This is a genomic window from Arenibaculum pallidiluteum (assembly GCF_017355985.1).
In the GTDB taxonomy this organism is placed as follows: Bacteria; Pseudomonadota; Alphaproteobacteria; order Azospirillales; family Azospirillaceae; genus Arenibaculum; species Arenibaculum pallidiluteum.
Genome location: NZ_JAFIQU010000002.1, coordinates 258,092 through 277,021 on the forward strand (window position 1 = coordinate 258,092; position 18,930 = coordinate 277,021).

Annotated in this window: 22 protein-coding genes; 10 read left to right on the forward strand and 12 right to left on the reverse strand. The window is 71.4% G+C overall.

The window, feature by feature from the left end:
- The first annotated feature begins 127 nt into the window (after positions 1 to 127).
- Together JUB13_RS05245 and JUB13_RS05250 are read left to right on the forward strand one after the other, a co-directional pair.
- On the forward strand, positions 128 to 1,834 hold the full coding sequence (locus JUB13_RS05245) for a methyl-accepting chemotaxis protein (protein ID WP_207477736.1): 1,707 nt from the start codon (positions 128 to 130) through the stop codon (positions 1,832 to 1,834).
- A gap of 176 nt (positions 1,835 to 2,010) precedes the next feature.
- Positions 2,011 to 2,220 carry a hypothetical protein gene (locus JUB13_RS05250; protein ID WP_207477738.1) on the forward strand — a complete coding sequence of 70 codons (210 nt, stop codon included), beginning with the start codon at positions 2,011 to 2,013 and terminating at the stop codon, positions 2,218 to 2,220.
- Between the two features lie 37 nt (positions 2,221 to 2,257).
- On the opposite strand, the gene JUB13_RS05255 is transcribed toward JUB13_RS05250, so the two are convergent.
- From JUB13_RS05255 to JUB13_RS05265, 3 genes are all read right to left on the reverse strand, one after another.
- Positions 2,258 to 2,593 carry a tRNA-binding protein gene (locus tag JUB13_RS05255; protein WP_207477739.1) on the reverse strand — a complete coding sequence of 112 codons (336 nt, stop codon included), beginning with the start codon at positions 2,591 to 2,593 and terminating at the stop codon, positions 2,258 to 2,260.
- Positions 2,594 to 2,832: 239 nt separating this feature from the next.
- The gene (locus JUB13_RS05260; RefSeq protein WP_207477740.1) at positions 2,833 to 3,279 is read right to left on the reverse strand and encodes a phasin family protein; all 447 of its coding nucleotides are present in this window, start codon (positions 3,277 to 3,279) and stop codon (positions 2,833 to 2,835) included.
- A gap of 121 nt (positions 3,280 to 3,400) precedes the next feature.
- Positions 3,401 to 4,093 (reverse strand): TetR family transcriptional regulator, encoded by a 693-nt coding sequence (locus tag JUB13_RS05265; protein WP_207477741.1) that lies wholly within the window; start codon positions 4,091 to 4,093, stop codon positions 3,401 to 3,403.
- 135 nt (positions 4,094 to 4,228) lie between these two features.
- Between JUB13_RS05265 and JUB13_RS05270 the strand changes: the two genes are divergently transcribed.
- Positions 4,229 to 5,086, forward strand: coding sequence for a sigma-70 family RNA polymerase sigma factor (locus JUB13_RS05270; RefSeq protein WP_207477742.1), 858 nt, complete (start codon positions 4,229 to 4,231; stop codon positions 5,084 to 5,086).
- Between the two features lie 31 nt (positions 5,087 to 5,117).
- Here the strand turns inward: JUB13_RS05270 and JUB13_RS05275 are convergent, their stop codons facing one another.
- The 5 genes from JUB13_RS05275 to JUB13_RS05290 form a co-directional block, all read right to left on the reverse strand.
- On the reverse strand, positions 5,118 to 6,764 hold the full coding sequence (locus tag JUB13_RS05275) for a Na/Pi cotransporter family protein (RefSeq protein ID WP_207477743.1): 1,647 nt from the start codon (positions 6,762 to 6,764) through the stop codon (positions 5,118 to 5,120).
- A gap of 110 nt (positions 6,765 to 6,874) precedes the next feature.
- Positions 6,875 to 7,372 (reverse strand): YbaK/EbsC family protein, encoded by a 498-nt coding sequence (locus JUB13_RS05280; protein ID WP_207477744.1) that lies wholly within the window; start codon positions 7,370 to 7,372, stop codon positions 6,875 to 6,877.
- 2 nt (positions 7,373 to 7,374) lie between these two features.
- The gene (proC, locus tag JUB13_RS31175; protein WP_328702867.1) at positions 7,375 to 8,190 is read right to left on the reverse strand and encodes a pyrroline-5-carboxylate reductase; all 816 of its coding nucleotides are present in this window, start codon (positions 8,188 to 8,190) and stop codon (positions 7,375 to 7,377) included.
- A 2-nt stretch (positions 8,191 to 8,192) separates the two neighbouring features.
- A complete protein-coding gene (locus JUB13_RS31180; protein ID WP_236024745.1) occupies positions 8,193 to 8,696 on the reverse strand; it encodes a type III secretion system chaperone family protein in 504 nt (167 codons plus the stop codon).
- A gap of 195 nt (positions 8,697 to 8,891) precedes the next feature.
- Positions 8,892 to 9,233, reverse strand: a complete 342-nt coding sequence (locus tag JUB13_RS05290) for an accessory factor UbiK family protein (protein ID WP_207477746.1) — start codon at positions 9,231 to 9,233, stop codon at positions 8,892 to 8,894.
- A 179-nt stretch (positions 9,234 to 9,412) separates the two neighbouring features.
- On the opposite strand from JUB13_RS05290, the gene lgt reads away from it, so the two are divergent.
- The 7 genes from lgt (at position 9,413) to JUB13_RS05325 (ending at position 15,100) form a co-directional block, all read left to right on the forward strand.
- Positions 9,413 to 10,282: a prolipoprotein diacylglyceryl transferase gene (gene lgt, locus JUB13_RS05295; protein WP_207477747.1), complete on the forward strand. Its 870-nt coding sequence runs from the start codon at positions 9,413 to 9,415 to the stop codon at positions 10,280 to 10,282.
- Positions 10,279 to 11,436, forward strand: a complete 1,158-nt coding sequence (locus tag JUB13_RS05300) for a class I SAM-dependent methyltransferase (RefSeq protein WP_207477748.1) — start codon at positions 10,279 to 10,281, stop codon at positions 11,434 to 11,436. The genes lgt and JUB13_RS05300 overlap by 4 nt, the downstream gene beginning before the upstream one ends.
- On the forward strand, positions 11,433 to 12,197 hold the full coding sequence (gene pgeF / locus JUB13_RS05305; protein WP_207477749.1) for a peptidoglycan editing factor PgeF: 765 nt from the start codon (positions 11,433 to 11,435) through the stop codon (positions 12,195 to 12,197). Before JUB13_RS05300 ends, pgeF begins: the two co-directional genes overlap by 4 nt.
- Positions 12,198 to 12,444: 247 nt before the next feature.
- Complete coding sequence (locus JUB13_RS05310; RefSeq protein WP_207477750.1) at positions 12,445 to 13,380, forward strand: ribose-phosphate pyrophosphokinase; 936 nt, start codon at positions 12,445 to 12,447, stop codon at positions 13,378 to 13,380.
- A gap of 90 nt (positions 13,381 to 13,470) precedes the next feature.
- Positions 13,471 to 14,085, forward strand: coding sequence for a 50S ribosomal protein L25/general stress protein Ctc (locus tag JUB13_RS05315; RefSeq protein ID WP_207477751.1), 615 nt, complete (start codon positions 13,471 to 13,473; stop codon positions 14,083 to 14,085).
- A gap of 28 nt (positions 14,086 to 14,113) precedes the next feature.
- Complete coding sequence (pth, locus tag JUB13_RS05320) at positions 14,114 to 14,818, forward strand: aminoacyl-tRNA hydrolase (protein ID WP_207477752.1); 705 nt, start codon at positions 14,114 to 14,116, stop codon at positions 14,816 to 14,818.
- A gap of 36 nt (positions 14,819 to 14,854) precedes the next feature.
- Positions 14,855 to 15,100, forward strand: a complete 246-nt coding sequence (locus JUB13_RS05325; protein WP_207477753.1) for a hypothetical protein — start codon at positions 14,855 to 14,857, stop codon at positions 15,098 to 15,100.
- A 49-nt stretch (positions 15,101 to 15,149) separates the two neighbouring features.
- Here the strand turns inward: JUB13_RS05325 and JUB13_RS05330 are convergent, their stop codons facing one another.
- The 4 genes from JUB13_RS05330 to JUB13_RS05345 form a co-directional block, all read right to left on the reverse strand.
- A complete protein-coding gene (locus JUB13_RS05330) occupies positions 15,150 to 15,410 on the reverse strand; it encodes a hypothetical protein (RefSeq protein ID WP_207477754.1) in 261 nt (86 codons plus the stop codon).
- 30 nt (positions 15,411 to 15,440) lie between these two features.
- The gene (locus JUB13_RS05335) at positions 15,441 to 16,001 is read right to left on the reverse strand and encodes an ankyrin repeat domain-containing protein (RefSeq protein ID WP_207477755.1); all 561 of its coding nucleotides are present in this window, start codon (positions 15,999 to 16,001) and stop codon (positions 15,441 to 15,443) included.
- Positions 16,002 to 16,094: 93 nt separating this feature from the next.
- Positions 16,095 to 17,579 (reverse strand): hypothetical protein, encoded by a 1,485-nt coding sequence (locus JUB13_RS05340; protein ID WP_207477756.1) that lies wholly within the window; start codon positions 17,577 to 17,579, stop codon positions 16,095 to 16,097.
- A gap of 308 nt (positions 17,580 to 17,887) precedes the next feature.
- Complete coding sequence (locus tag JUB13_RS05345) at positions 17,888 to 18,874, reverse strand: MDR family oxidoreductase (RefSeq protein WP_207477757.1); 987 nt, start codon at positions 18,872 to 18,874, stop codon at positions 17,888 to 17,890.
- Positions 18,875 to 18,930: the final 56 nt, after the last annotated feature.

Here is an 18,930-nt window from a genome sequence, read left to right on the forward strand (position 1 = left end):
CGCGGGCTCGGGCGACCGGACTATCCGAATGACATAGCGGGGCAAGCGGACCTGGCCGAAATTCGTGCCTGGACCGGCGCCCTGACCGGATTACCTCTTCCGGAAATTCTCGGAAAGAGGCTTAGGAATGTCATTTTCGAATCTCAGGATCGTCCACAAGCTGCTGGTCCTCGTGGGCGCCCTGTCGCTGGCGACCGCTGCCGTCAGCGGCGTTGGCGTCTTCGGGATCCGCTCGCTGAGCGAGGCGGCGACGTCGATCGAGCGCGCAGGTGGCCAGAGCCTGGCTGCTTCCCGAATCAACCAGTCGGTGGTGGCGCTGAACCGGGCTGAGTTCCGCATCGCGGCCGATCCCAGTGCGGAGAACATGGCGGAGGCGCTCCGCACCATCGAGCAGCAGCGCAAGGCGCTGGCCAGCGGCGTCGAGGAGCTGCGGGCGGCACGCGACGAGACGACGCGGCGGCTGCTCCAGGAGGCGGAAGCGAAGTATGCGACCTACAGCCGCGCCCTGGAAACCATGATCGAGACGGCGCGGCGCAACCAGGACAAGATCGCCCTGGACGCAGCACAGAAGGAGATCCGCGACGCGGCGCTGGCCAGCCGGGCCGCGGCATCCGAGGTGACGGCGGGCTTCCGCGCGGTCGCCGACTACACCGACAGGAAAGCCGAGCAGATCACGAACGCTGCTTCGGACTCGGCCGCGCGTATAGAGCTCATCATGTTCGGCGTGGCGGGTCTCGGCGTGGTGGGCGGCCTCGCCATCGGCTACGCCATGGCGAGGTTCGGCGTCGCAGCGCCGCTGGTCCGGTCCGTCGCAGGGCTTCGCCGGCTGGCCGAGGGGCAGACCGAAATCGACATCTACGGCCTGGGCCGCCGGGACGAGATCGGCGACATCGCGGGGACGATGCAGGTCTTCCGCGACAACATCGTCCGGAACCGCGAGATGGAGCGCGCCGCCCGCGAGGCGGAGCAGCGGGCGGCCGAGGAGCGCCGCCGTGCCATGCTGACCCTCGCGGACCGCTTCGACAGCCAAGTGGGCGGCGTCGTGGATACGCTCGGCAACGCGGCGACCGGCCTGCAGGCAACGGCCCAGCAGCTCGCCGCGGCGGTGGAGGAGACATCACGCCAGAGCACGGCCGTTGCCGTCTCGGCGACCCAGGCCAGTGCCAACGTGCAGACCGTCGCCTCGGCCGCGGAGGAACTCTCCGCGGCGATCCGGGAGGTCTCGGGTCAGGTGGCCGAGACGGCGAACCGCTCTCGCAGCACGACCGAGCACGCACGCACGGCTCAGGCCCGACTGGATGGTCTGGCTGCGGCCGTCGGCCAGGTCGCCGAGATCGTCAACGCCATCAGCGACGTGGCAAGCCAGACGAACCTGCTGGCGCTGAACGCCACGATCGAGGCGGCGCGCGCCGGCGAGGCCGGCAAGGGCTTTGCCGTCGTGGCCAGCGAGGTGAAGAGCCTGGCCAACCAGACCCGCGCCATGACCGACCGGATCCGGGAACAGATGGCGGCGGTGCAGGGTGCGTCGGAGGCGACCGTCGCCGCGATGCGCGGCATCATCGGCCAGGTCGAGGAGATCGACCATGCCGCCGCGGGCATGGCCTCGGCGGTCGAGCAGCAATCCGCCGCGACGGTGGAGATCAGCCGCAACGCCCAGCAGGCCGCGACCGGCACGGAGGAGGTGACCGGCAGCATCTCCGGTGTCCGCACGGCGGCCGAGCAGACCGGCCAGGCCTCGGTCAGCGTCAGGGATTCCGCATCGGATCTCGCGGGCCAGGCGGCGGAGCTGAGGGCGGCCGTAAGGTCGTTCCTGGCGGAGGTCAGAGCAGCCTGATGATCGGCCGAGGCCTTTCGTCAGGCCTCGGCCACCTCCTTCGCGATTAAGGGTTATACCACTCCCCCAAGGGGGCAGTTTTGGGAAGTGCCTTCGGGACTACCGCGCCAGCTAAGTAGAACAACCGACCCTCTCGAACGATTCTCTCCCTGTCAGTCAGCCCAAGGGAGGGAAAGATGCTGGCACTTGGTCGCAGCGTGTCCTTCAAGGGTCGCAACGGCACTGTGGTGGCGAGGACGTTCGAGACCTCCCCCCGCTACGATATCCGTTGCGAGGAGGGGAACGTGGTGAAGTACGTCACCGAGGAGGAGATCGACGAGATCACCGGCTGGGGCATCGACCCGACCCGGATCGTCGGCACCCTCGGCGAGATGCCCGTCCACTGAGCTGAGCGGCACCCCAGTCGAGTGCGGATCGGCCGGCTCAGTAGAGCCGGCCGCCGTCGGCCACGGGGCTGTCCGGCCGGATCAGCACGACTGCCCCGCCCTCGCCGGGCAGGCCGAGGACCAGGACCTCTGACAGGAAAGGGCCGATCCGCTTGGGCGGGAAGTTCACGACCGCACAGACCTGCCGGCCGACGAGATCCCCGGCGGCATAGAGGTCCGTGACCTGCGCGGAGCTGCGCTTGACCCCGATCTCGGGCCCGAAGTCGATGCGGAGCTTGTATGCGGGCTTGCGCGCCTCGGGAAAGGGCTCGACCTCGAGGATCGTACCGACGCGAATGTCGACCTTCGCGAAATCCTCGTAGCCGATCGCCATGCTCGCCCCCGCCGTCTTGCCGCGCGGGACGCTAGCACGGTCGCCCTGAAGCGCAAACAGCCCGGAGCGGATCGCGATCTGGCTCGAACGCCAGATCGCGTGAATCCGCTCCGGCTTCAATGTATCGGGAGCGACTTGAGGTTCGGAGCGAACTTCAAATCGCTCTTGTGCCGCCCCCGGCGCTGGGAGGCGGCACGCGAGCAATCGTCAGGCCGCGGCACACCGCAGCAGGGCGAGACCTACTTCTTGGCCTTCTGGACGGCAGTCTTCAGCTCGTCCAGGCTGTCGCTGACGCGCTTGCTCAGCAGGTTGGCCGCGTCCGTGTTGGAGCGCGCGACCATCTCGGCGAGCTCCTTCATATTGGAGAGCGCCTTCTCGAAGGCCTGCTTCACGATCTCCGTCTGCTTCGCGACCTTGTCCTCGGGCGTACCCGCGGCCATCAGCTCGTTCAGCATGGAGCTCGCCTGCTCCATGGTCTGGCGCAGGATCTCGGCCTGCCGGCGCAGAACGGTCTGAACGCCGTCAAAGGCGACCTGGTTGGCGGCCGTCAAGGCTTCGATGTTGCGGCGCTGCGCCTCGAGCACGACGTTCATGTCGACGCCCGGAAGCTTGTACTCGGCCAGCAGCTTCGAGACGTCCATCATCTTGGTCATGTCGATGTCGAAAAAGGGGCCATTCTTCGCCATCTCGGGGTTTCCTTCTGAATTGTTGGGGCGCTGTCTATCAACAGCGGGCGGCGCGGATGATGCCGGCCGCCTAATTTTGCGTCAACGATTTTTGTGCAGTGCAGCAAAGCGTCGCGCCCCCCTACCCCTCCTGCGCTGGCGCAGCCGAGGCGGCCTCGGGGGCTCCGCGACGCCGCAGCAGCCCGGACAGCTCCTCGAGCCGGCGTAGCTGACCGTCCAGCGAAGCCATGGTGCGCGACAGGTCCACGCTTTCATCCGAGAGCCAGACCCGCATGGCGCGCAGATACACGAAGGACAGGGCCTTCACCCTGAGGGCCCCGCGAATCCCGGCGGCGGGCAGCCCCGCCGCCTCCAGCGTCCAGGCCATCGAGCGGCCGAGCCGCGGCACCAGGGGCAGCAGGGCTGCAGGGTCCCGCGGCAGGTCCTCGGCAATGCGGCGCAGGCCGGCCCGGTAGGGCAGCAGCGCGTCAAAGCGCCGCATCACACGGTCGAACAGCCGATCCCGGACCGGCTCGCCACGATCCAGGTCAGCCTCGCCATCCAGCATCGCGGCGTCGGCCACGCGGCCGAGCTCGGCCAGGATGTCGGCGCGCGAGGGAAAACGGCGCAACAGCTCCGCCAGAGGGACCCCGGCCCGCGACGCCACATCCTCGAGCGGGAGGTCGCGCCAGCCGCGCTCGGCGGCAAGGGCCATCGCCGCCTCCAGGACGCGGCTGGATGGGTCCGCCCCGGCCCCGGCAGCGGGATCTGGCGTAGCGGGATCTGGCACGGCTTCCGGAGCGGCTTCGGGACTGGCGGGGCGCTTGCGCGGCATGGCTCTCTCTCGTCTGTGCTGCCCGAGAATCTGGGAAGGCCGGGCCGTCCGGCAACACCTTCGTCCCACCCAGCGAGCCGATTGGCCTACAAGGCGGTTGACTGTCCGGCGACGCATGCGATTCTCGGTTGACAGATGTTCGACACGCCAACGATGGACCTGCCTCTCGCCGCCCTGCGCCAACCCATGCTGACCCCGGACGAGGAACGGGAGCTGGCGCTTCGTACTGCGGCGGGCGATCCTGCCGCGGAGCAGCGTCTGATCACCAGCCATCTGCGTCTGGTCGTCGGCCTCGCACGCCGCTACGGCCGCTTTGGCCTGCCCGAAAGCGATCTGGTCCAGGAGGGGACGGTCGGGCTGATCCACGCGGCCCGGAAGTTCGATCCCGATAGGGACGTCCGCTTCGCGACCTATGCGGCATGGTGGGTGCGCGCGGCGATCCAGGACCATGTCCTGCGATCCTGGTCGCTGGTCCGGGTCGGCCGGTCCGCAGGACACCGCATGCTGTTCTTCGCGCTGCGACGCAAGGCCGCCGAGCTGCGGACCTCGGTGGACGGCATCGGGGACGAGATCCTCGGGCGGATGGCGAGCCGCGTGCGCCTCTCCCTGGCCGAGGCCCAGGGCCTGGCCCGGCGCATCGCCGGCCGTGACCAGTCCCTGGACCAGCCGTCCGGCGACGACCCCGAGGGCCCTAGCCTGCTCGACGGGCTGCCCTCGCATCTGCCGACCCCCGAGGAGGCAGTCGCCATCACCGGTGCCGCCCGGCTCTGGGGCGCCATGCTCGACCGGGCACTGTCCATGCTGCCGGCACGGGAGGCGGCGATCATCCGCAAGCGCCACCTTACTGAGATCCCGCCGACCTTCGAGGCGATCGGGCGCGAGCTCGGCATCTCGAAGGACCGGGTTCGGCAGCTCGAGCGGCGCGCGCTCGCCCGCCTGCGGGAGATGCTGCAGCCGGCGGCGCTGTCACACGGACTGCCCGGCGGCTCCTGACGGCGCCGCCTGGCCCGTTCGCCGGCCGGGATCAGCTCGCCAGCCGCGTCGACCGCAGCGCGCCGACGCGCTCCAGCAGCGGATGCGCGGTGGCCGCGATATGCGCCTCGATCCGCTTCAGGTCGCGCGCGAGGTCGAGATGGAGGCTCGACGCCTCCTCGACGCCCGGCGAGCCGCTGCGCATCCCGTCGAAGTGGCGCTGGCGCGCGCGCCCCTCAAGCTCGCGGAACCGCTCCTTCTCCTCGACGAGGCGCCGCGCGGCCGCGGAATCGCCAAGCATGAAGACGGCAATGGCCAGGTGCAGGTGGTCGACCAGCCTGAGATGCATGTCCTCGGCATCCGCGAGGCTGTCCGGCGGCAGGCTGAGATGCAGGCGCATGCGCTTGGCGAGCAGCTCCATCACGCTCTTGTCCACGATGTCCCCGATATGCTCGAGGTTGATCGCGAAGGCGAGGATCTCCGACAGGCGCCGTGTCTCGGTCTCCGAGAGCGTCGCGCGGCTGGCCGCTGCGAGATAGCGCTGGATCTCGCCATGGAGCCGGTCGAGCCGGTCGTCGAGCCGCCGCAGCTCGGCCAGGCGGTCCCGGTCGTCCGTGCGCAGGAGGTCGAGCGAGCCGCGCAGCATGGTCTCGACCACGTCGGCCATGCGCAGGACCTCGCGCTCGGCATTGGCCAGCGCGACCGAAGGCGTCGCCAGGGCCGCGGGATCGAGATACACCGGCGCCGCGGGATCCGCGCTGGCCGCCCGCCGGGGCAGCAGCCATTCCAGGGCGCGCGCCGCGGGCGACAGCAACGGCATGGCCACCAGCGCCGCGGCGAGGTTGAAGGCCGTGTGGAAATCCACCGCATGCCGGGCCGCGCCGGCGCCGGTCATCTCGAACAGGCCGGCGATGGGCCCGAGCAGCGGCAGCATGAGAGCGCAGCCGATCAGCCGGTTCAGCAGGTTGCCCAGAGGCATGCGCAGGCGCACGGGATCCCCGCCCAGCGCCGCGACCACCGGATTGACGGCGCTGCCCAAATTGGCGCCCAGAACCATGGCGAGCGCCGCCTCGGTCGTCACGACGCCGGCCCCGGCCAGCGACATCACGAAGAGGATCGCCGCGACGCTGGAATGGGCGGCCCAGGTCAGCAGGGCCGCCAGGACGAGGTTCAGGACGGCGTCCTGAGTGATCGCCCGCAGGAAGTCGCGGGCCACCGCCGAGCCCTCGACCGGAGCCACGGTTCCGAGGAGAAGATGCAGGGACAGCAGCATCAGGCCGAGGCCCATGGACACGCGCCCCAGTTCGCGGGGGCGGGCGCGCCGAGCCCTGCGATAGGTCAGGAACCCCGCGAAGATCAGCACCGGGAAGACGAGCGTGATGTCGAACGAAAGGACCTGCACGATCAGCGTCGTGCCGACATTGGCGCCCAGCATCACCGCCAGTGCCGGGACGAGGCCGACTGAGGCGCTGGCCGTGAAGGACGTCGTCATCAGCGCGGTCGCCGTGCTGCTCTGCAGTGCGGCGGTTACACCGAGCCCTGCCAGGAAGGCCCGCGGCCTGTCGGCGAGGCCGACCTCGAGCAGGCGGCGCAGATCACTGCCGAAGGCACGAAGCACGCCGTCGTGCACCATGTGGATTCCCCACAGGAGCAGTGCCACCTCGCCGAGCAGATCGACGAGGGCATGGGTCATGGACATCCCGTCTCCCACCGGCCCGATCGCCGGAAACCACTGAGCACCATCGGACCATTTTTACACTGTCCGATGCAACGGAGCTTTAAACACCGTAGGGGTGGGAAATGGGCAACTCAGACGACAGGGCCGACCACGCCCCCGGTGATCGCGACCAGCTCGTCGAAGCTCAGCCGGAAGACGGCGTTCGGGGTCCCGGCCGCGGCCCAGATGGGCTCATGCCTTGCCAGATCCTCGTCGATCAGCACGATGGGCGGGACCGTGTGCCCGATGGGCGGCACGCCCCCGATCGCGAAGCCGGTGGCCGAGCGCACGAATTCGGGGTCCGCGCGCTGGAACCGCTCGCCGCCGAGCTCTGCTGCGAAGTGGAGGGCAACTGCCTTCTCGTTCACGCGGTTCGCCCCGCTCGCGACCACGAGCACGGGACGTCCGCTGTCTCGGGTCCGGAAGATCAGGGACTTGGCGATCTGCGCGACCGTGCAGCCGACGGCGTCGGCTGCCTCCTGGGAGGTGCGGGTCGGGGCCGCGAACTCGACGACACGATGTCCGCGCCCGAAGGCATCCAGCAGGTCCTGGACCCTGCGGGCGGAGGGGCTGAGCGCGGCGTCAGCCACCGTCAGGAGGCGAGTTCGCGGGATCGGCGCGTTGCTGCGGCGACCGCCTCGGTCATCAGGGCGGCGAGCCCGCTCGGCGCCATCAGCACGTCGAGCGCGGCCTGGGTCGTGCCGTTGGGGCTGGTGACGTTGCGGCGGAGCTGGCCCGCGCTCTCCGGCGAGCGGTGCAGAAGCTCGCCCGCGCCCGAGACCGTGGCCCGCGCCAGCCGCGTCGCCAGGTCCTCCGGCAGGCCGGCCGCGCGGCCGGCCTCGGCCAGGGCCTCGCACAGAAGGAAGACGTAGGCGGGACCGCTGCCGGAGACGCCGGTGACGGCGTCGATCAGCGACTCGTCCTCGACCCATCCGACCTCGCCGACGGCCGCAAGCAGCGATTCGCACAGAACCCGCTGGGCGGGCGTCACCTGGGCGTTGGCGCAGGCGACGGTGATGCCGCGACCGATTGCGGCCGGGGTGTTGGGCATGGCCCGGACGACCGCGGCACCGGCGCCGAGGCGCGCCTCGAAATATCCGATCGTCTTGCCGGCGGCGATGGAGAGGACGACCGCTCCGGCCCCCGCGGATCCGGCATAGGGCGCAACGGCGGCGTCCATGACCTGCGGCTTGACCGCCATGACCAGCGCATCGGGGCGGAAACCCGACGGGATGCCCGCGGCATCCGCGCAGCGGATGACCCTCGGGTCCGCGCCGCCCGAGCCCTGTGGGCTCTCCGACTGCGGCTCGACCACCACGATCCGGTCCGCGACGCCGGAGGCCAGCCAGCCTTCCAGCATCGCGGACCCCATCTTGCCGCAGCCGACCAGCAGCAGCGAAGCGGCCACGCTCAGGCCTCGCCCACGGTGTCCAGGATCGCGGCCTCGACGGCCTCCTTCGCGGTCTTTCCGCCCCAGATGGCGAACTGGAAGGCGGGGTAGTAGCGCTCGCACTCGGAGAGCGCGATCTCGACGAGATCCTCGAGCTGCTCGACGCTGGCGGCGCGCGCACCGCGCAGGAGCGTGGTGTGGCGGAACATCGGCGACTGCTCCTCCGAGCAGACGTCGAAATGGCCCAGCCACATGCGGCCGTTCACCTCGGCCAGCAGCTCGTTGACGGTGTTCCTGCGGGCCGGGGGGACCTTCATGTCGAACTGGCAGGAGAACTGCATCGCGCTGACCTCCTCCTGCCAGACGAAATAGAGTCGGTAGTCGCACCAGCGCCCGGCGATCTCGACGATCATCTCGTCTTCGCTCGACCGGTCGAACGGCCATTCATTGGCCGTGACGATCTCCTCCACGATATCGAGGGGATTGTGGGTGTTCGTGGTGGTGTCGACGGCAACTGCCGACATGCCTGCGCCCTCCTTACTGGGCAAGGGTGGAAGGCCTCCACGGCTGGTCCGAGGCCGACACCGGGGCACTTCCCGATATGTTGTGGCCCACGAACCGGCCATCTACTAATGAAAGCACGGTGCCAGAAGGGGAAAAGCCCCGCAACAGGATTCCCGAAAGCGCGGGCAACCAAGCAAAGGCTTGTCGCGAAATCGTCACGTACCCGCCGAATCCGTCGTCGGCGCGGTCTGGTGATGGGCGGGGCGCTTCGGCGCGGGCTTGCTCTGGAGGAGCTCGCGCTCCGCCGTCAGGGTCGCGACCAGCGCCTCCAGCGCCGTGACGCGCTCGGAAAGCACCTCCTGTTCCTCGCGCGCCTTCACCGCCATCTCGCGCACGGCTTCGAAATCCTCGCGCTGGACGACGTCCATCTGGGACAGGATGCGCTCGAACTGCTGGCGCATCTGCCCCTCGACTTCGTTGCGCAGGCCCGACAGGGCACCGAGGGCGCCGCCCGCCACGCGGGCAAGATCGTCCAGGAGCTTGTTCTCGACTTGCATGGAACCGGTATCCTCCGTTTCCCTTGCATTATGGTCACCGCCCCTCGCAGGTGCAACGGCGCCCGGAGCGCGGCCCGGCTTGCGACCCGGCGTGGCGCGTGCCTATAAGGGCGAACCCGCGGGCGGGTGCCAGGGTTCCCTGCCCGTCTTTCCCTCCAGGCACGCCAGGGCCCCCGCGCATGCTCGCCATCGCCTTTCCCAACATCGATCCGGTGGCGGTCCAGCTAGGTCCCATCGCGATCCGCTGGTATGCGCTTGCCTATCTCGTCGGCTTCGTGGCGGGATGGCGGTACTGCCTAAGCCTCGCCCGCACCAACCCCGCCCCGCCCGGTCCCAAAGACTTCGACGACTTCCTGACCTGGGCCGTGATCGGCGTGATCCTGGGCGGCCGCATCGGCTACGTCCTCTTCTACAATTTCTCCTTCTACCTGACGGAACCGCTGCAGGCCCTGGCGGTCTGGCAGGGCGGCATGTCCTTCCACGGCGGCATGGCCGGCGTGGTCATCGCCATATTCGTCTTCTCCTGGCGGCGCGGCTTCTCGCCACTCGCCCTGGGCGACCTGGTGGCCGCGGCGGCGCCGATCGGCCTCTTCTTCGGGCGCCTCGCGAATTTCGTGAACGGCGAGCTCTTCGGGCGGCCCACCGACGTGCCGTGGGGCGTCGTCTTCCCGCGCGGCGGGCCGCTGCCCCGGCATCCCAGCCAGATCTACGAGGCCGTGCTGGAAGGCTTGGTCCTCTTCGTGGTGCTGCACCTGCTGGCGCGCCGCCGCGAGATCCGCGCTCGGCCCGGCACGGTCGCGGGCGTGTTCTTCATCGGCTACGGTCTCGCGCGCATCACGGCGGAGCTCTTCCGGGAGCCCGACGCCCAGCTCGGCTTCCTGCTGGGCGGTCACGCCACGATGGGCCAGCTCCTCTCGATCCCCATGGTGCTGGCCGGGGTGGCCCTGGTGGCCTATGCCCGCCGCCCGTCGCGCGCGGCGGGCGGCGGACCCGAGGCCCGCCCGAGCGCATCCCCGAAGGCGTCAGAGGCGCCCGAGACCCGGGGATGAGCCGCCCGCCCGCGACGCTGGCCGAGCACCTGGCCCGCCGCATCGAGGCCGAGGGCCCGCTGACCCTCGCCGCCTGGATGGCGGAGTGCCTCGGCAACGAGCGCTGGGGCTACTACCGCACCCGCGATCCCCTGGGCGCTCGGGGCGACTTCACCACGGCGCCCGAGATCAGCCAGGTCTTCGGCGAGCTCCTGGGGCTGTGGGCCGCCGACTGCTGGGCCCGGATGGGAGCGCCTTCGGCCGTCCGGGTCGTCGAGCTCGGCCCCGGCCGCGGGACGCTGATGCAGGACTTCCTGCGAGCCGCCAGGGTCCTGCCGGCCTTCCGGGCGGCCATCGACCTGCACCTGGTCGAGACGAGCCCCGTGCTGCGCGCCCGTCAGGCCGAGGCGCTGGCCGGTGCCGGCGCCACCTGGCACGACAGCCTCGACACCGTGCCCGACGGGCCGGTGATCGCGATCGCCAACGAGTTCTTCGACGCCCTGCCGATCCATCAGATCGAGCGCACGCCCGCCGGCTGGGCCGAGCGCCGCGTGGACCTGGCCGAGAATGGCGGCTTCCGCCTGGCGCTCGACCCGCGGCCCACGGCGCTTGCGGCCACGCTGCCGCCGGCGCTCGCCGCCCTGCCGCCGGGAGCGGTCGTCGAGCTCTGCCCGGCCGCGGCGGCCATCGCCCGGGACCTCGGCCAGAGGCTGGCCCGGTGGGGTGGCGCAGCGCTCGCCATCGATTACGGGCATGCGAGGCCTGGCGCCGGCGAGACGCTGCAGGCCATGCGCCGGCATGCATTCGCCCCGGTCCTTGAAGCGCCGGGCGAGGCCGACCTCACGGCCCATGTGGATTTCGGCGCCCTCGCCGCCGCCGCCCGCGCCGGCGGCGCCGAGAGCTGGGGCCCCGTCCCGCAGGGCGACCTCCTGCGCGTCCTCGGCGCGGCCGAGCGCGGCCGCCGCCTTGCCGCCAGCGCCGCCCCCGCACAGGCCGAGGCGATCCGGACGGCGCTGGCGCGCTTGATCGATGCGGACCAGATGGGCACCCTGTTCAAGGCGCTGGCGCTGACCGCCCCCGGCTTCGGGCCGCCCGCCGGGTTCGCCGTCACCCCAACCCCAGGTCCCGCCGCCGTCCCGGCCCCCACGCCCCCCAAACCCATGGAACAGCCTTGATCACCCTGCCCCTCTTCGATGCCATGCGCGGTGTCCGCCACGCCTTCTTCACGCGCGAGGGCGGCGTCAGCGACGGGCTCTACGCCTCGCGCAACTGCGGGCTCGGGTCCGGCGACGACAGCGACAGGGTGCGGCGCAACCGCGCCCGCTGCGCGGACGACCTGGGCCTGCCCGCGGACCGGCTGCTGACGGTCTACCAAGTCCACAGCCCCGACGTGGCCGTCGTCGAGCGTCCCTTCGAGGGCACACCGCCGCGGGCCGATGCGCTGGTGACAGCGACCCCGGGGCTGGCGCTCGGGGTCCTCAGCGCCGATTGCGCGCCCGTCCTGTTCGCCGATGCCGAGGCGGGGGTGATCGGCGCCGCGCATGCGGGCTGGAAGGGCGCCGTCGGTGGTGTGCTGGAGAACACGGTTGCGGCCATGGTCCGGCTGGGGGCACGGCGGGGCTCGATCAGGGCGGCGCTCGGCCCCTGCATCGCCCAGGCCTCCTACGAGGTCGGGCCCGAGTTCCCGGAGCGGCTGACCGGCCGCGACCCCGCGGATGCCGACCTGTTCGCCCCCTCCTCGCGCGAGGGCCATTTCATGTTCGATCTCGGCGGCTACGTGGTGCGGCGGCTGAAGGCGGCCGGGGTGGCGGAGGTCGCCGTCGCGGCACATGACACCTGCGCCGAGGACGACCGCTTCTTCAGCTACCGTCGCGCGACGCTCCGGGGCGAGCCCGACTACGGCCGCGGCCTGTCCGCGATCGCGCTGGAGGGCTGATCCGTGCCGCATCTGATCACCCTCCTGATCCTTTGCATCCTCGGCCTCTTCGTGGGCTGCGCGCTGCTGACCTGAGGCGCCGCGCGGCTTCCGCCGGGGCACCCGCAGCCAGGGGAAACCGCAAGACATCGAACGTTTACACGGCGGGACCGGGCTGTTATGGTCCGGCCCGTTTCCGCCCCGGCCGCCCCACCCGTCGCCGGGGCGGCCGCTTTTGGCGTATCCGGGTGATGCAGGTCCAGACCACATGAAAGTGATTGCCGGCAACAGCAATCGCCCTCTGGCGGAGGCGATCTCGGCCGCCCTCAACGTTCCTCTGACCAAGGCGAACATCCGCCGGTTCTCGGACATGGAAGTGTTCGTCGAGATCCTGGAGAACGTGCGCGGAGAGGACGTGTTCGTCGTCCAGTCGACCTCGCACCCCGCCAACGACAACCTGATGGAGCTGCTGGTCACGATCGACGCGCTCAAGCGCGGATCGGCCCGGCGCATCACGGCGGTCATTCCCTATTTCGGCTACGCCCGGCAGGACCGGAAGACCGGCCCCCGGACGCCGATCTCGGCCAAGCTGGTGGCGAACCTGATCACCACGGCCGGCGCCGACAGGGTGCTGACCATGGACCTGCATGCCGGCCAGATCCAGGGCTTCTTCGACATCCCCCTGGACAACCTGATGGCCGCGCCCGAGTTCGTGAAGGACATCAAGCGCACGACGCCGGACGGCGACCAGCTCATGATCGTCTCGCCCGACGTGGGCGGCGTGGTGCGGGCCCGCGCGCTGGCCAAGCGCCTGGACGCCGACCTCGCGATCATTGACAAGCGGCGCGAGCGCGCCGGCGTGTCCGAGGTGATGAACATCATCGGCGACGTCTCGAACCGCCGCTGCATCCTGGTGGACGACATCGTCGATTCCGGCGGCACGCTGTGCAACGCCGCCGTGGCGCTGATGGATGCCGGGGCCAAGTCGGTCTCGGCCTATGTCACGCACGGGGTGCTCTCGGGTGGCGCGGTCGCCCGGGTGGCCGCCTCCCCGCTGCAGGAGCTCGTCACCACCGACAGCATCCAGGCGACCGAGGCAGTGCGTGTCTCGCGCAACGTCCGCCAGATGACTATCTCGCAGCTGATGGCCGAGGCCATCACGCGCATCAGCGAGGAACGCTCGGTATCGAGCCTCTTCGACTAATTTTCAAGGGACCGGCCGCCCATCCCCGAGGGACGGCGGCGGTAGGGACGGCACCCCTGGAGGCCGGCCCTCGACAATGAGGAGAAAGACATGTCTCAGATCGTCACGATCGGCGCCGAGCCGCGGGACCGGGCAGGTAAGGGGGCAGCCCGCCAGACCCGCCGCGAGGGCCGCATTCCCGCCGTGATCTACGGCGGCAAGGAGCAGCCGCTCCTGATCTCGCTGGAGTTCCGCCAGTTCGACCGCGTGCTGCGGACGCCGGGCTTCTTCACCCACCTGTTCGACGTCAGCGTCGGCGGCGCCAACCATCGCGTCCTGCCCCGCGACGTGCAGTTCGACCCGATCACCGATCGGCCGACCCATGTGGACTTCCTTCGGATCTCCGCGGGCTCCACGATCACGCTGATGATCCCGGTCGAGTTCGCGAACCAGGAGAAGTCGCCGGGCCTGAAGCGCGGCGGCGTGCTCACCATCGTCCGGCACGAGATCGAGTTCACGGTCCCCGCCGATGCGATCCCCGAGCACATCACGGTGGACTGCACCGGGTTCGACGTGGGCGAATCGATCCACATCAGCGCGGTGAAGCTCCCCGCGGGCGTGAAGCCGGTCATCTCGGACCGCGACTTCACCATCGCGACCATCACCGCTCCGTCGGGCCTGAAGTCCGAGGAAGGCGCGGCGGCGGCGGAGACGCCCGCGGCCTGACCGACCGCGGCGCAACCGAGGCACGGCGATGATGCTGCTGGTGGGCCTGGGCAACCCCGGCCCGGAATACGCCCGCAACCGGCACAACATCGGCTTCATGGCGGTGGACGCGATCGTCCGCCGCCATGGCTTCGGCCCCTGGCGCAAGCGCTTCCAGGGACAGACCTGCGACGGCACGGTGGGCGACGAGAAGATCCTCGCCATCGAGCCCCAGACTTACATGAACCTGTCCGGGCAGTCGGTCGGCGAAGCCATGCGCTTCTTCAAGCTGACCCCGGCGGACGTCGTCGTCATCCACGACGAGCTGGACCTACCGCCCGGCCGTCTGCGCGCCAAGCGCGGCGGTGGGCATGGCGGCCACAACGGGCTGCGCTCGATCGACGAGCATATCGGCAAGGACTACTGGCGCATCCGCATCGGCATCGGCCATCCCGGCCACAAAGATGCCGTCTCGGGCTACGTGCTGCACGACTTCCACAAGGCCGAGACCGCCTGGGTCGACCCGCTGCTGGACACCCTGGCCGCGGAGTTCCCGCTGCTCGCCAAGGGCGATCCCGAGCGCTACCTGCAGCGCGTGAGCACCATCCTGAACCCGCCCCCGCCCCGCCGCGAGAAGCCTGCCGACGGCGCGGCCCAGGGGAAGCAGGCCCCCGGCAAGCAGGTTCCTGGAAAGCAGGCCGGGGGAAAGCCGGACGAGGCGCCCCCTGCCTCGGCGCCGCCGGCGGAGTCCTGACTTCCGCCCCTGACGCAAAAGGGGTATGAAGGCGCCATGTCGACGATCCGGCTGATTCCCCCCCTGCTCGCGGCGCTCCTTGCCGCCGCATGCTCGTCCACGCCGCCGACCGCCTCTCCCGAGACGATCGCGCTCACCTGGTGCAACAGCAACCGGCCCGGCGACCAGGCCTGCCTGGCGACGGCCGAGGAGGCGCACCGTCAGTGCATCGTGGCGCCCGGCCGCTACGACGACTGCCGGGCCCGCCTGCTGGGCACGCCGCAGAACGCGAATCCGCGCTGAGCTGATCCGGCGGCGCAGGACCGGTCCGCTGGCCGAACCTCGGGGGCGCTCAATCTTTCCTGGGCTTCCGAAGCGCTTCCATCAGGCGGGTGCGGAACTTCCCGCCATCCTGCTTGCTGGCCAGGAACTGGCGCACCGCCTCCTGGGCGGTGGCGTGGTCGTAGGGCACCTTCCCCTGCTTCGCCAGCTCGAGCCGCTCGACCACCGCGGGGTCCAGCCCGGCGCGCAGGGCACGCATCTGGCGCAGCAGAAGCTGGCGTGGGTCCTCGCCTCCGGACTTGCGATCGCGGGACTCTGAATCGTCGGGCATGGGCCGGGTGCTCCGAAGGGGTGCCCGATCCTAGCGGTCTCCCGGCCCCCGATCCAGGACGGCGCGGGCGAGCCGGTCGGGCGTGTCCGCCGCGCCCATGCGGCGGGCGGCATCCTCGGCGGTCATGCCGCCGGCGTCCCGGGCCGCGGGATCGGCGCCGCGCGCCAGCAGAAGGTCTACGATCTCCATCCGGTCGAACATGGCAGCCGTCATCAGCGCCGTACGCCCGTCCGGGCCGCAGCCGTCCACCGCCGCCCCGCCGTCGAGCAGCAGCGCGACCATCCCGGCGTCCCCCTTAAACGCGGCGGCGGCCAGCGGAGTCTGGCCGCGGTCGTTGGCAAGCTCGGGATCCGCGCCATGCTTCAGCAGGATGCGGACCGCCTCGGCCCGGCCGTGATAGGCCGCCAGCATCAGCAGGCTGTCGCCCTTCTCGTTGCGGAGGTTCGGGGGCAGCCCGGCCTCCAGCAGCGGCGCAAGCTCTCCGGCATCCCCTGCCCTGGCGTAATGGAAGACGCGCCCGACGAAGGCGATGGTCTCCTCGTCCAGCGGCTCGCGCCCACCGGTTGCCCCGCCCTCTTCCGGGTCCTGCATGACGACCTCCTCCGTTCCCGCCGACGGAACCGAGCTTAGGACACCCGGCAGGCCCAGGCGACAGCGCATGCGCGCCGGCACCGATCACTTCGCTCAGCGCCAGGACCGGTTGATCAGGGCCGTCTCCTCGTTCGGCGACAGCTCCCGCACCACGTCCGGAGTGCGCGGCTCGTTCGCGATCGGATCGTCGACCCAGCTCCAGCCGCGCCGCGCGGGCGCGGCCTCGCGCTGCAGGTCCGCGAAACGCGTCGGCCCAGGCGAGACCTGGCGGGCCACCGCCGTGCCGCCGAGCACGCTCAGGCTGCCGCGCGCGGCGCGGCCGAGCGCCGCCGGATCGCCGCGGTTGAAGTTGCCGCCCTCCGCGCCGGTCGAGAAGCTCGCGGCGCGGCCCGTGGCATCGGGCCCGGAGGTGCCAGGGGACGTACCCGGCGATGCGCCGGGACCGGCGGCTGCCGAGGACCCCGTCGCCGCCCCCGCTGTCGAGGTGCCGGATGTCGATGACCCGGTGGCTGCGCCCCCCGCCGCGCCGGTCGAGCCCGTGGACCCCGCGGTGCCGCCGGCTGTCCCGGATCCGCTGCCGCTGCCAGCGCCCGCCTGGCCGCCGGACCCGCTGCCCGCTCCGCCGGCCGAGCCGCCGGCGTTGCCGCCGGTCGAGCCTCCGGCGCCTGCCGAGCCCGAGCCGGATCCCCCGCTGCTGTTCCCGCTGCCGCTGTTGCTCCCACTGCCGCTCCCCGTGCCGCCGCCGGACGAGCTTCCGGTTCCGCCCGCGGTGGAACCGCCGAGGCTGCCGCCGGAGCCTCCAAGCCCGCCGAGGCCACCAAGGCCGCCCAGGCCTCCGAGGCCGCCCAGCCCTCCCAGGCCGCCACCGAGACCTCCACCGCCGGAGCCCGAGCCGGAACCGCTGGCGCCGCCAGAGCTCCCGCCACCGCCGGAGCCGGAACCAGCGCCGCCCGAGCCGGAACCGCCTGCTCCACCGCCACCGGAACCGTTGCCCCCACCGGCACCGCCGCCGCCCGAGCCGCCGGATCCTGCACCACCGCCACCGGCTCCGCCACCACTGCTGGAGCCGCCACCGGCTCCGCCACCACCGCCGGCCCCACCGCCCGAGCCACCACCCGAACCGCTGCCTCCACCAGCACCGCCCCCGCCGGAGCCGCCACCACCGGAGCCGCCACCGCCGGAGCCGCCACCACCGGAGCCGCCACCACCGGAGCCGCCGCCACCGGAGCCGCCGCCACCGGAGCCGCCACCGCCGTCTCCCCCGCCCGCGCCCCCGGAACCGCCGCCAGAGCCGCTGCCCGAGCCGCCTCCGGCGCCACCGAGGCCGCCCCCAAGGCCGCCGCGGCCGCCGCCGCCGAGCCCTCCCAGGCCACCGCGGCCGCCACCGAGGCCGCCCAGCCCCCCGCCGAGGCCGCCGCGGCCGCCACCGCCCGAGGCCTGCGCGAGATGGAGCATCCCGGCATCCAATGTCGGCGCCTCGGCCCCTTCGGGCGCCGGCACCGGCGCCGTGACGGCAAGGCAGGGCGATGCCAAAAGCAAGGCCGCGGCTGAGACGGACAGGTGAAGCAGTGGCCGCATGGCGCGGTTCTCCTGTAACCAGCGGTATGATTCCAGGGTATGAGCCCCTGAGTTCGAACAGGACATTCCGCAAAAGCGTCCGCTGTCGGATCCGAGGCGCCACGCATGGGCGACCCCGTGCGGATTAGGGCTGCGAGGGCTGCCCCCGCGGAGATGGCAAACCAGCGCTCCGGGGCGAGAATGGAGGCGCCCCGCCCGGAGGATGGCGGGGGTCGTTCACGGCCGCCGGCCGCGGCAGTCGCACTCTGAGCGCGAGGCTGCCGCGCTGCGCACGACGCGGGCCCGGATCCAGGCGGAGGGGAGGCGTCTCAGCGCTGCGGGTCGATCACCACGCGGCCGCGCACGCGGCCTTTCAGGATCTCACCCGCAAGGCGGTCGAGATCGCCGAGGCCGGCTTCCTCCGTCAGCGAGTCGAGCAGGTCGAGGGGCAGCGACGCCGCAATGCGGCGCCAGGCCTCAAGCCGGTCCGGAATCGGCCGGACCACGCTGTCGATGCCGAGGACGGCCACGCCACGCAGCAGGAAGGGCAGGACGCTCGCTTCGAAGCTGACGCCACCGGCGTTGCCGACGGCCGCCAGCGCGCCGCCATGGCGGAGCTGGCCCAGCACGCGCGCCAGCATGGCGCCGCCCACGGCGTCGATGCAGGCGGCCCAGCGCTCGGATTCCAGAGGCTTCCGGCTGGGCTCGGCGATCTCGGCCCGCTCGATGATGGTGCGCGCGCCCAGGCGGCGCAGGTAGTCGTGCTGCTCGGCCCGGCCGGTGGAGGCCGCGACCGCATACCCCAGCCGCGACAGGAGGGCGGTCGCGATGCTGCCGACGCCTCCCGCGGCCCCGGTGACCAGCACCTCGCCCGCCTCCGGCGTCAGGCCGCGGCGCTCCAGCTCCATGATCGCCAGCATCGCAGTGAAGCCCGCGGTGCCCACCGCCATCGCTTGGCGTGACGTCAGGCCGGCCGGCAGCGGCACCAACCACTCGCCCCTGACACGGGCGCGGGCGGCGTAGCCGCCCCAGCGCAGCTCGCCGACCCTCCAGCCGGTGAGCACCACGGCGTCGCCGGGCTGCCAATCGGGGTGCCGGCTCTCGATCACCCGCCCCGCCAGGTCGACGCCGGGAACGTGCGGATAGCTCCGGACGAGCCGCCCGAGCCCCTTCACGATCATCCCGTCCTTGTAGTTCAGGGTCGACCATTCGACGGCGATCGTGACGTCGCCTTCAGGAAGGCGGTCCTCGGCCACCTCCTGCACCGATGCCGATACCTTGCCGTCCGCCTCGTCGAGAACCAGCGCCCTGACCATGGCCCGACCTTCCGTTCCGTTGGGGGCACCGATCATAGCGCCGCCCGGTCGGGCGC

Coding starts and splice junctions, on each gene's coding strand:
- JUB13_RS05245 (WP_207477736.1), top strand. CDS start 128: ATGTCATTTTCGAATCTCAGGATCGTCCACAAGCTGCTGGTCCTCGTG.
- JUB13_RS05250 (WP_207477738.1), top strand. CDS start 2,011: ATGCTGGCACTTGGTCGCAGCGTGTCCTTCAAGGGTCGCAACGGCACT.
- JUB13_RS05255 (WP_207477739.1), bottom strand. CDS start 2,593: ATGGCGATCGGCTACGAGGATTTCGCGAAGGTCGACATTCGCGTCGGT.
- JUB13_RS05260 (WP_207477740.1), bottom strand. CDS start 3,279: ATGGCGAAGAATGGCCCCTTTTTCGACATCGACATGACCAAGATGATG.
- JUB13_RS05265 (WP_207477741.1), bottom strand. CDS start 4,093: ATGCCGCGCAAGCGCCCCGCCAGTCCCGAAGCCGCTCCGGAAGCCGTG.
- JUB13_RS05270 (WP_207477742.1), top strand. CDS start 4,229: ATGTTCGACACGCCAACGATGGACCTGCCTCTCGCCGCCCTGCGCCAA.
- JUB13_RS05275 (WP_207477743.1), bottom strand. CDS start 6,764: ATGTCCATGACCCATGCCCTCGTCGATCTGCTCGGCGAGGTGGCACTG.
- JUB13_RS31180 (WP_236024745.1), bottom strand. CDS start 8,696: ATGTCGGCAGTTGCCGTCGACACCACCACGAACACCCACAATCCCCTC.
- JUB13_RS05290 (WP_207477746.1), bottom strand. CDS start 9,233: ATGCAAGTCGAGAACAAGCTCCTGGACGATCTTGCCCGCGTGGCGGGC.
- lgt (WP_207477747.1), top strand. CDS start 9,413: ATGCTCGCCATCGCCTTTCCCAACATCGATCCGGTGGCGGTCCAGCTA.
- JUB13_RS05300 (WP_207477748.1), top strand. CDS start 10,279: ATGAGCCGCCCGCCCGCGACGCTGGCCGAGCACCTGGCCCGCCGCATC.
- JUB13_RS05310 (WP_207477750.1), top strand. CDS start 12,445: ATGAAAGTGATTGCCGGCAACAGCAATCGCCCTCTGGCGGAGGCGATC.
- JUB13_RS05315 (WP_207477751.1), top strand. CDS start 13,471: ATGTCTCAGATCGTCACGATCGGCGCCGAGCCGCGGGACCGGGCAGGT.
- pth (WP_207477752.1), top strand. CDS start 14,114: ATGATGCTGCTGGTGGGCCTGGGCAACCCCGGCCCGGAATACGCCCGC.
- JUB13_RS05325 (WP_207477753.1), top strand. CDS start 14,855: ATGTCGACGATCCGGCTGATTCCCCCCCTGCTCGCGGCGCTCCTTGCC.
- JUB13_RS05330 (WP_207477754.1), bottom strand. CDS start 15,410: ATGCCCGACGATTCAGAGTCCCGCGATCGCAAGTCCGGAGGCGAGGAC.
- JUB13_RS05335 (WP_207477755.1), bottom strand. CDS start 16,001: ATGCAGGACCCGGAAGAGGGCGGGGCAACCGGTGGGCGCGAGCCGCTG.
- JUB13_RS05340 (WP_207477756.1), bottom strand. CDS start 17,579: ATGCGGCCACTGCTTCACCTGTCCGTCTCAGCCGCGGCCTTGCTTTTG.
- JUB13_RS05345 (WP_207477757.1), bottom strand. CDS start 18,874: ATGGTCAGGGCGCTGGTTCTCGACGAGGCGGACGGCAAGGTATCGGCA.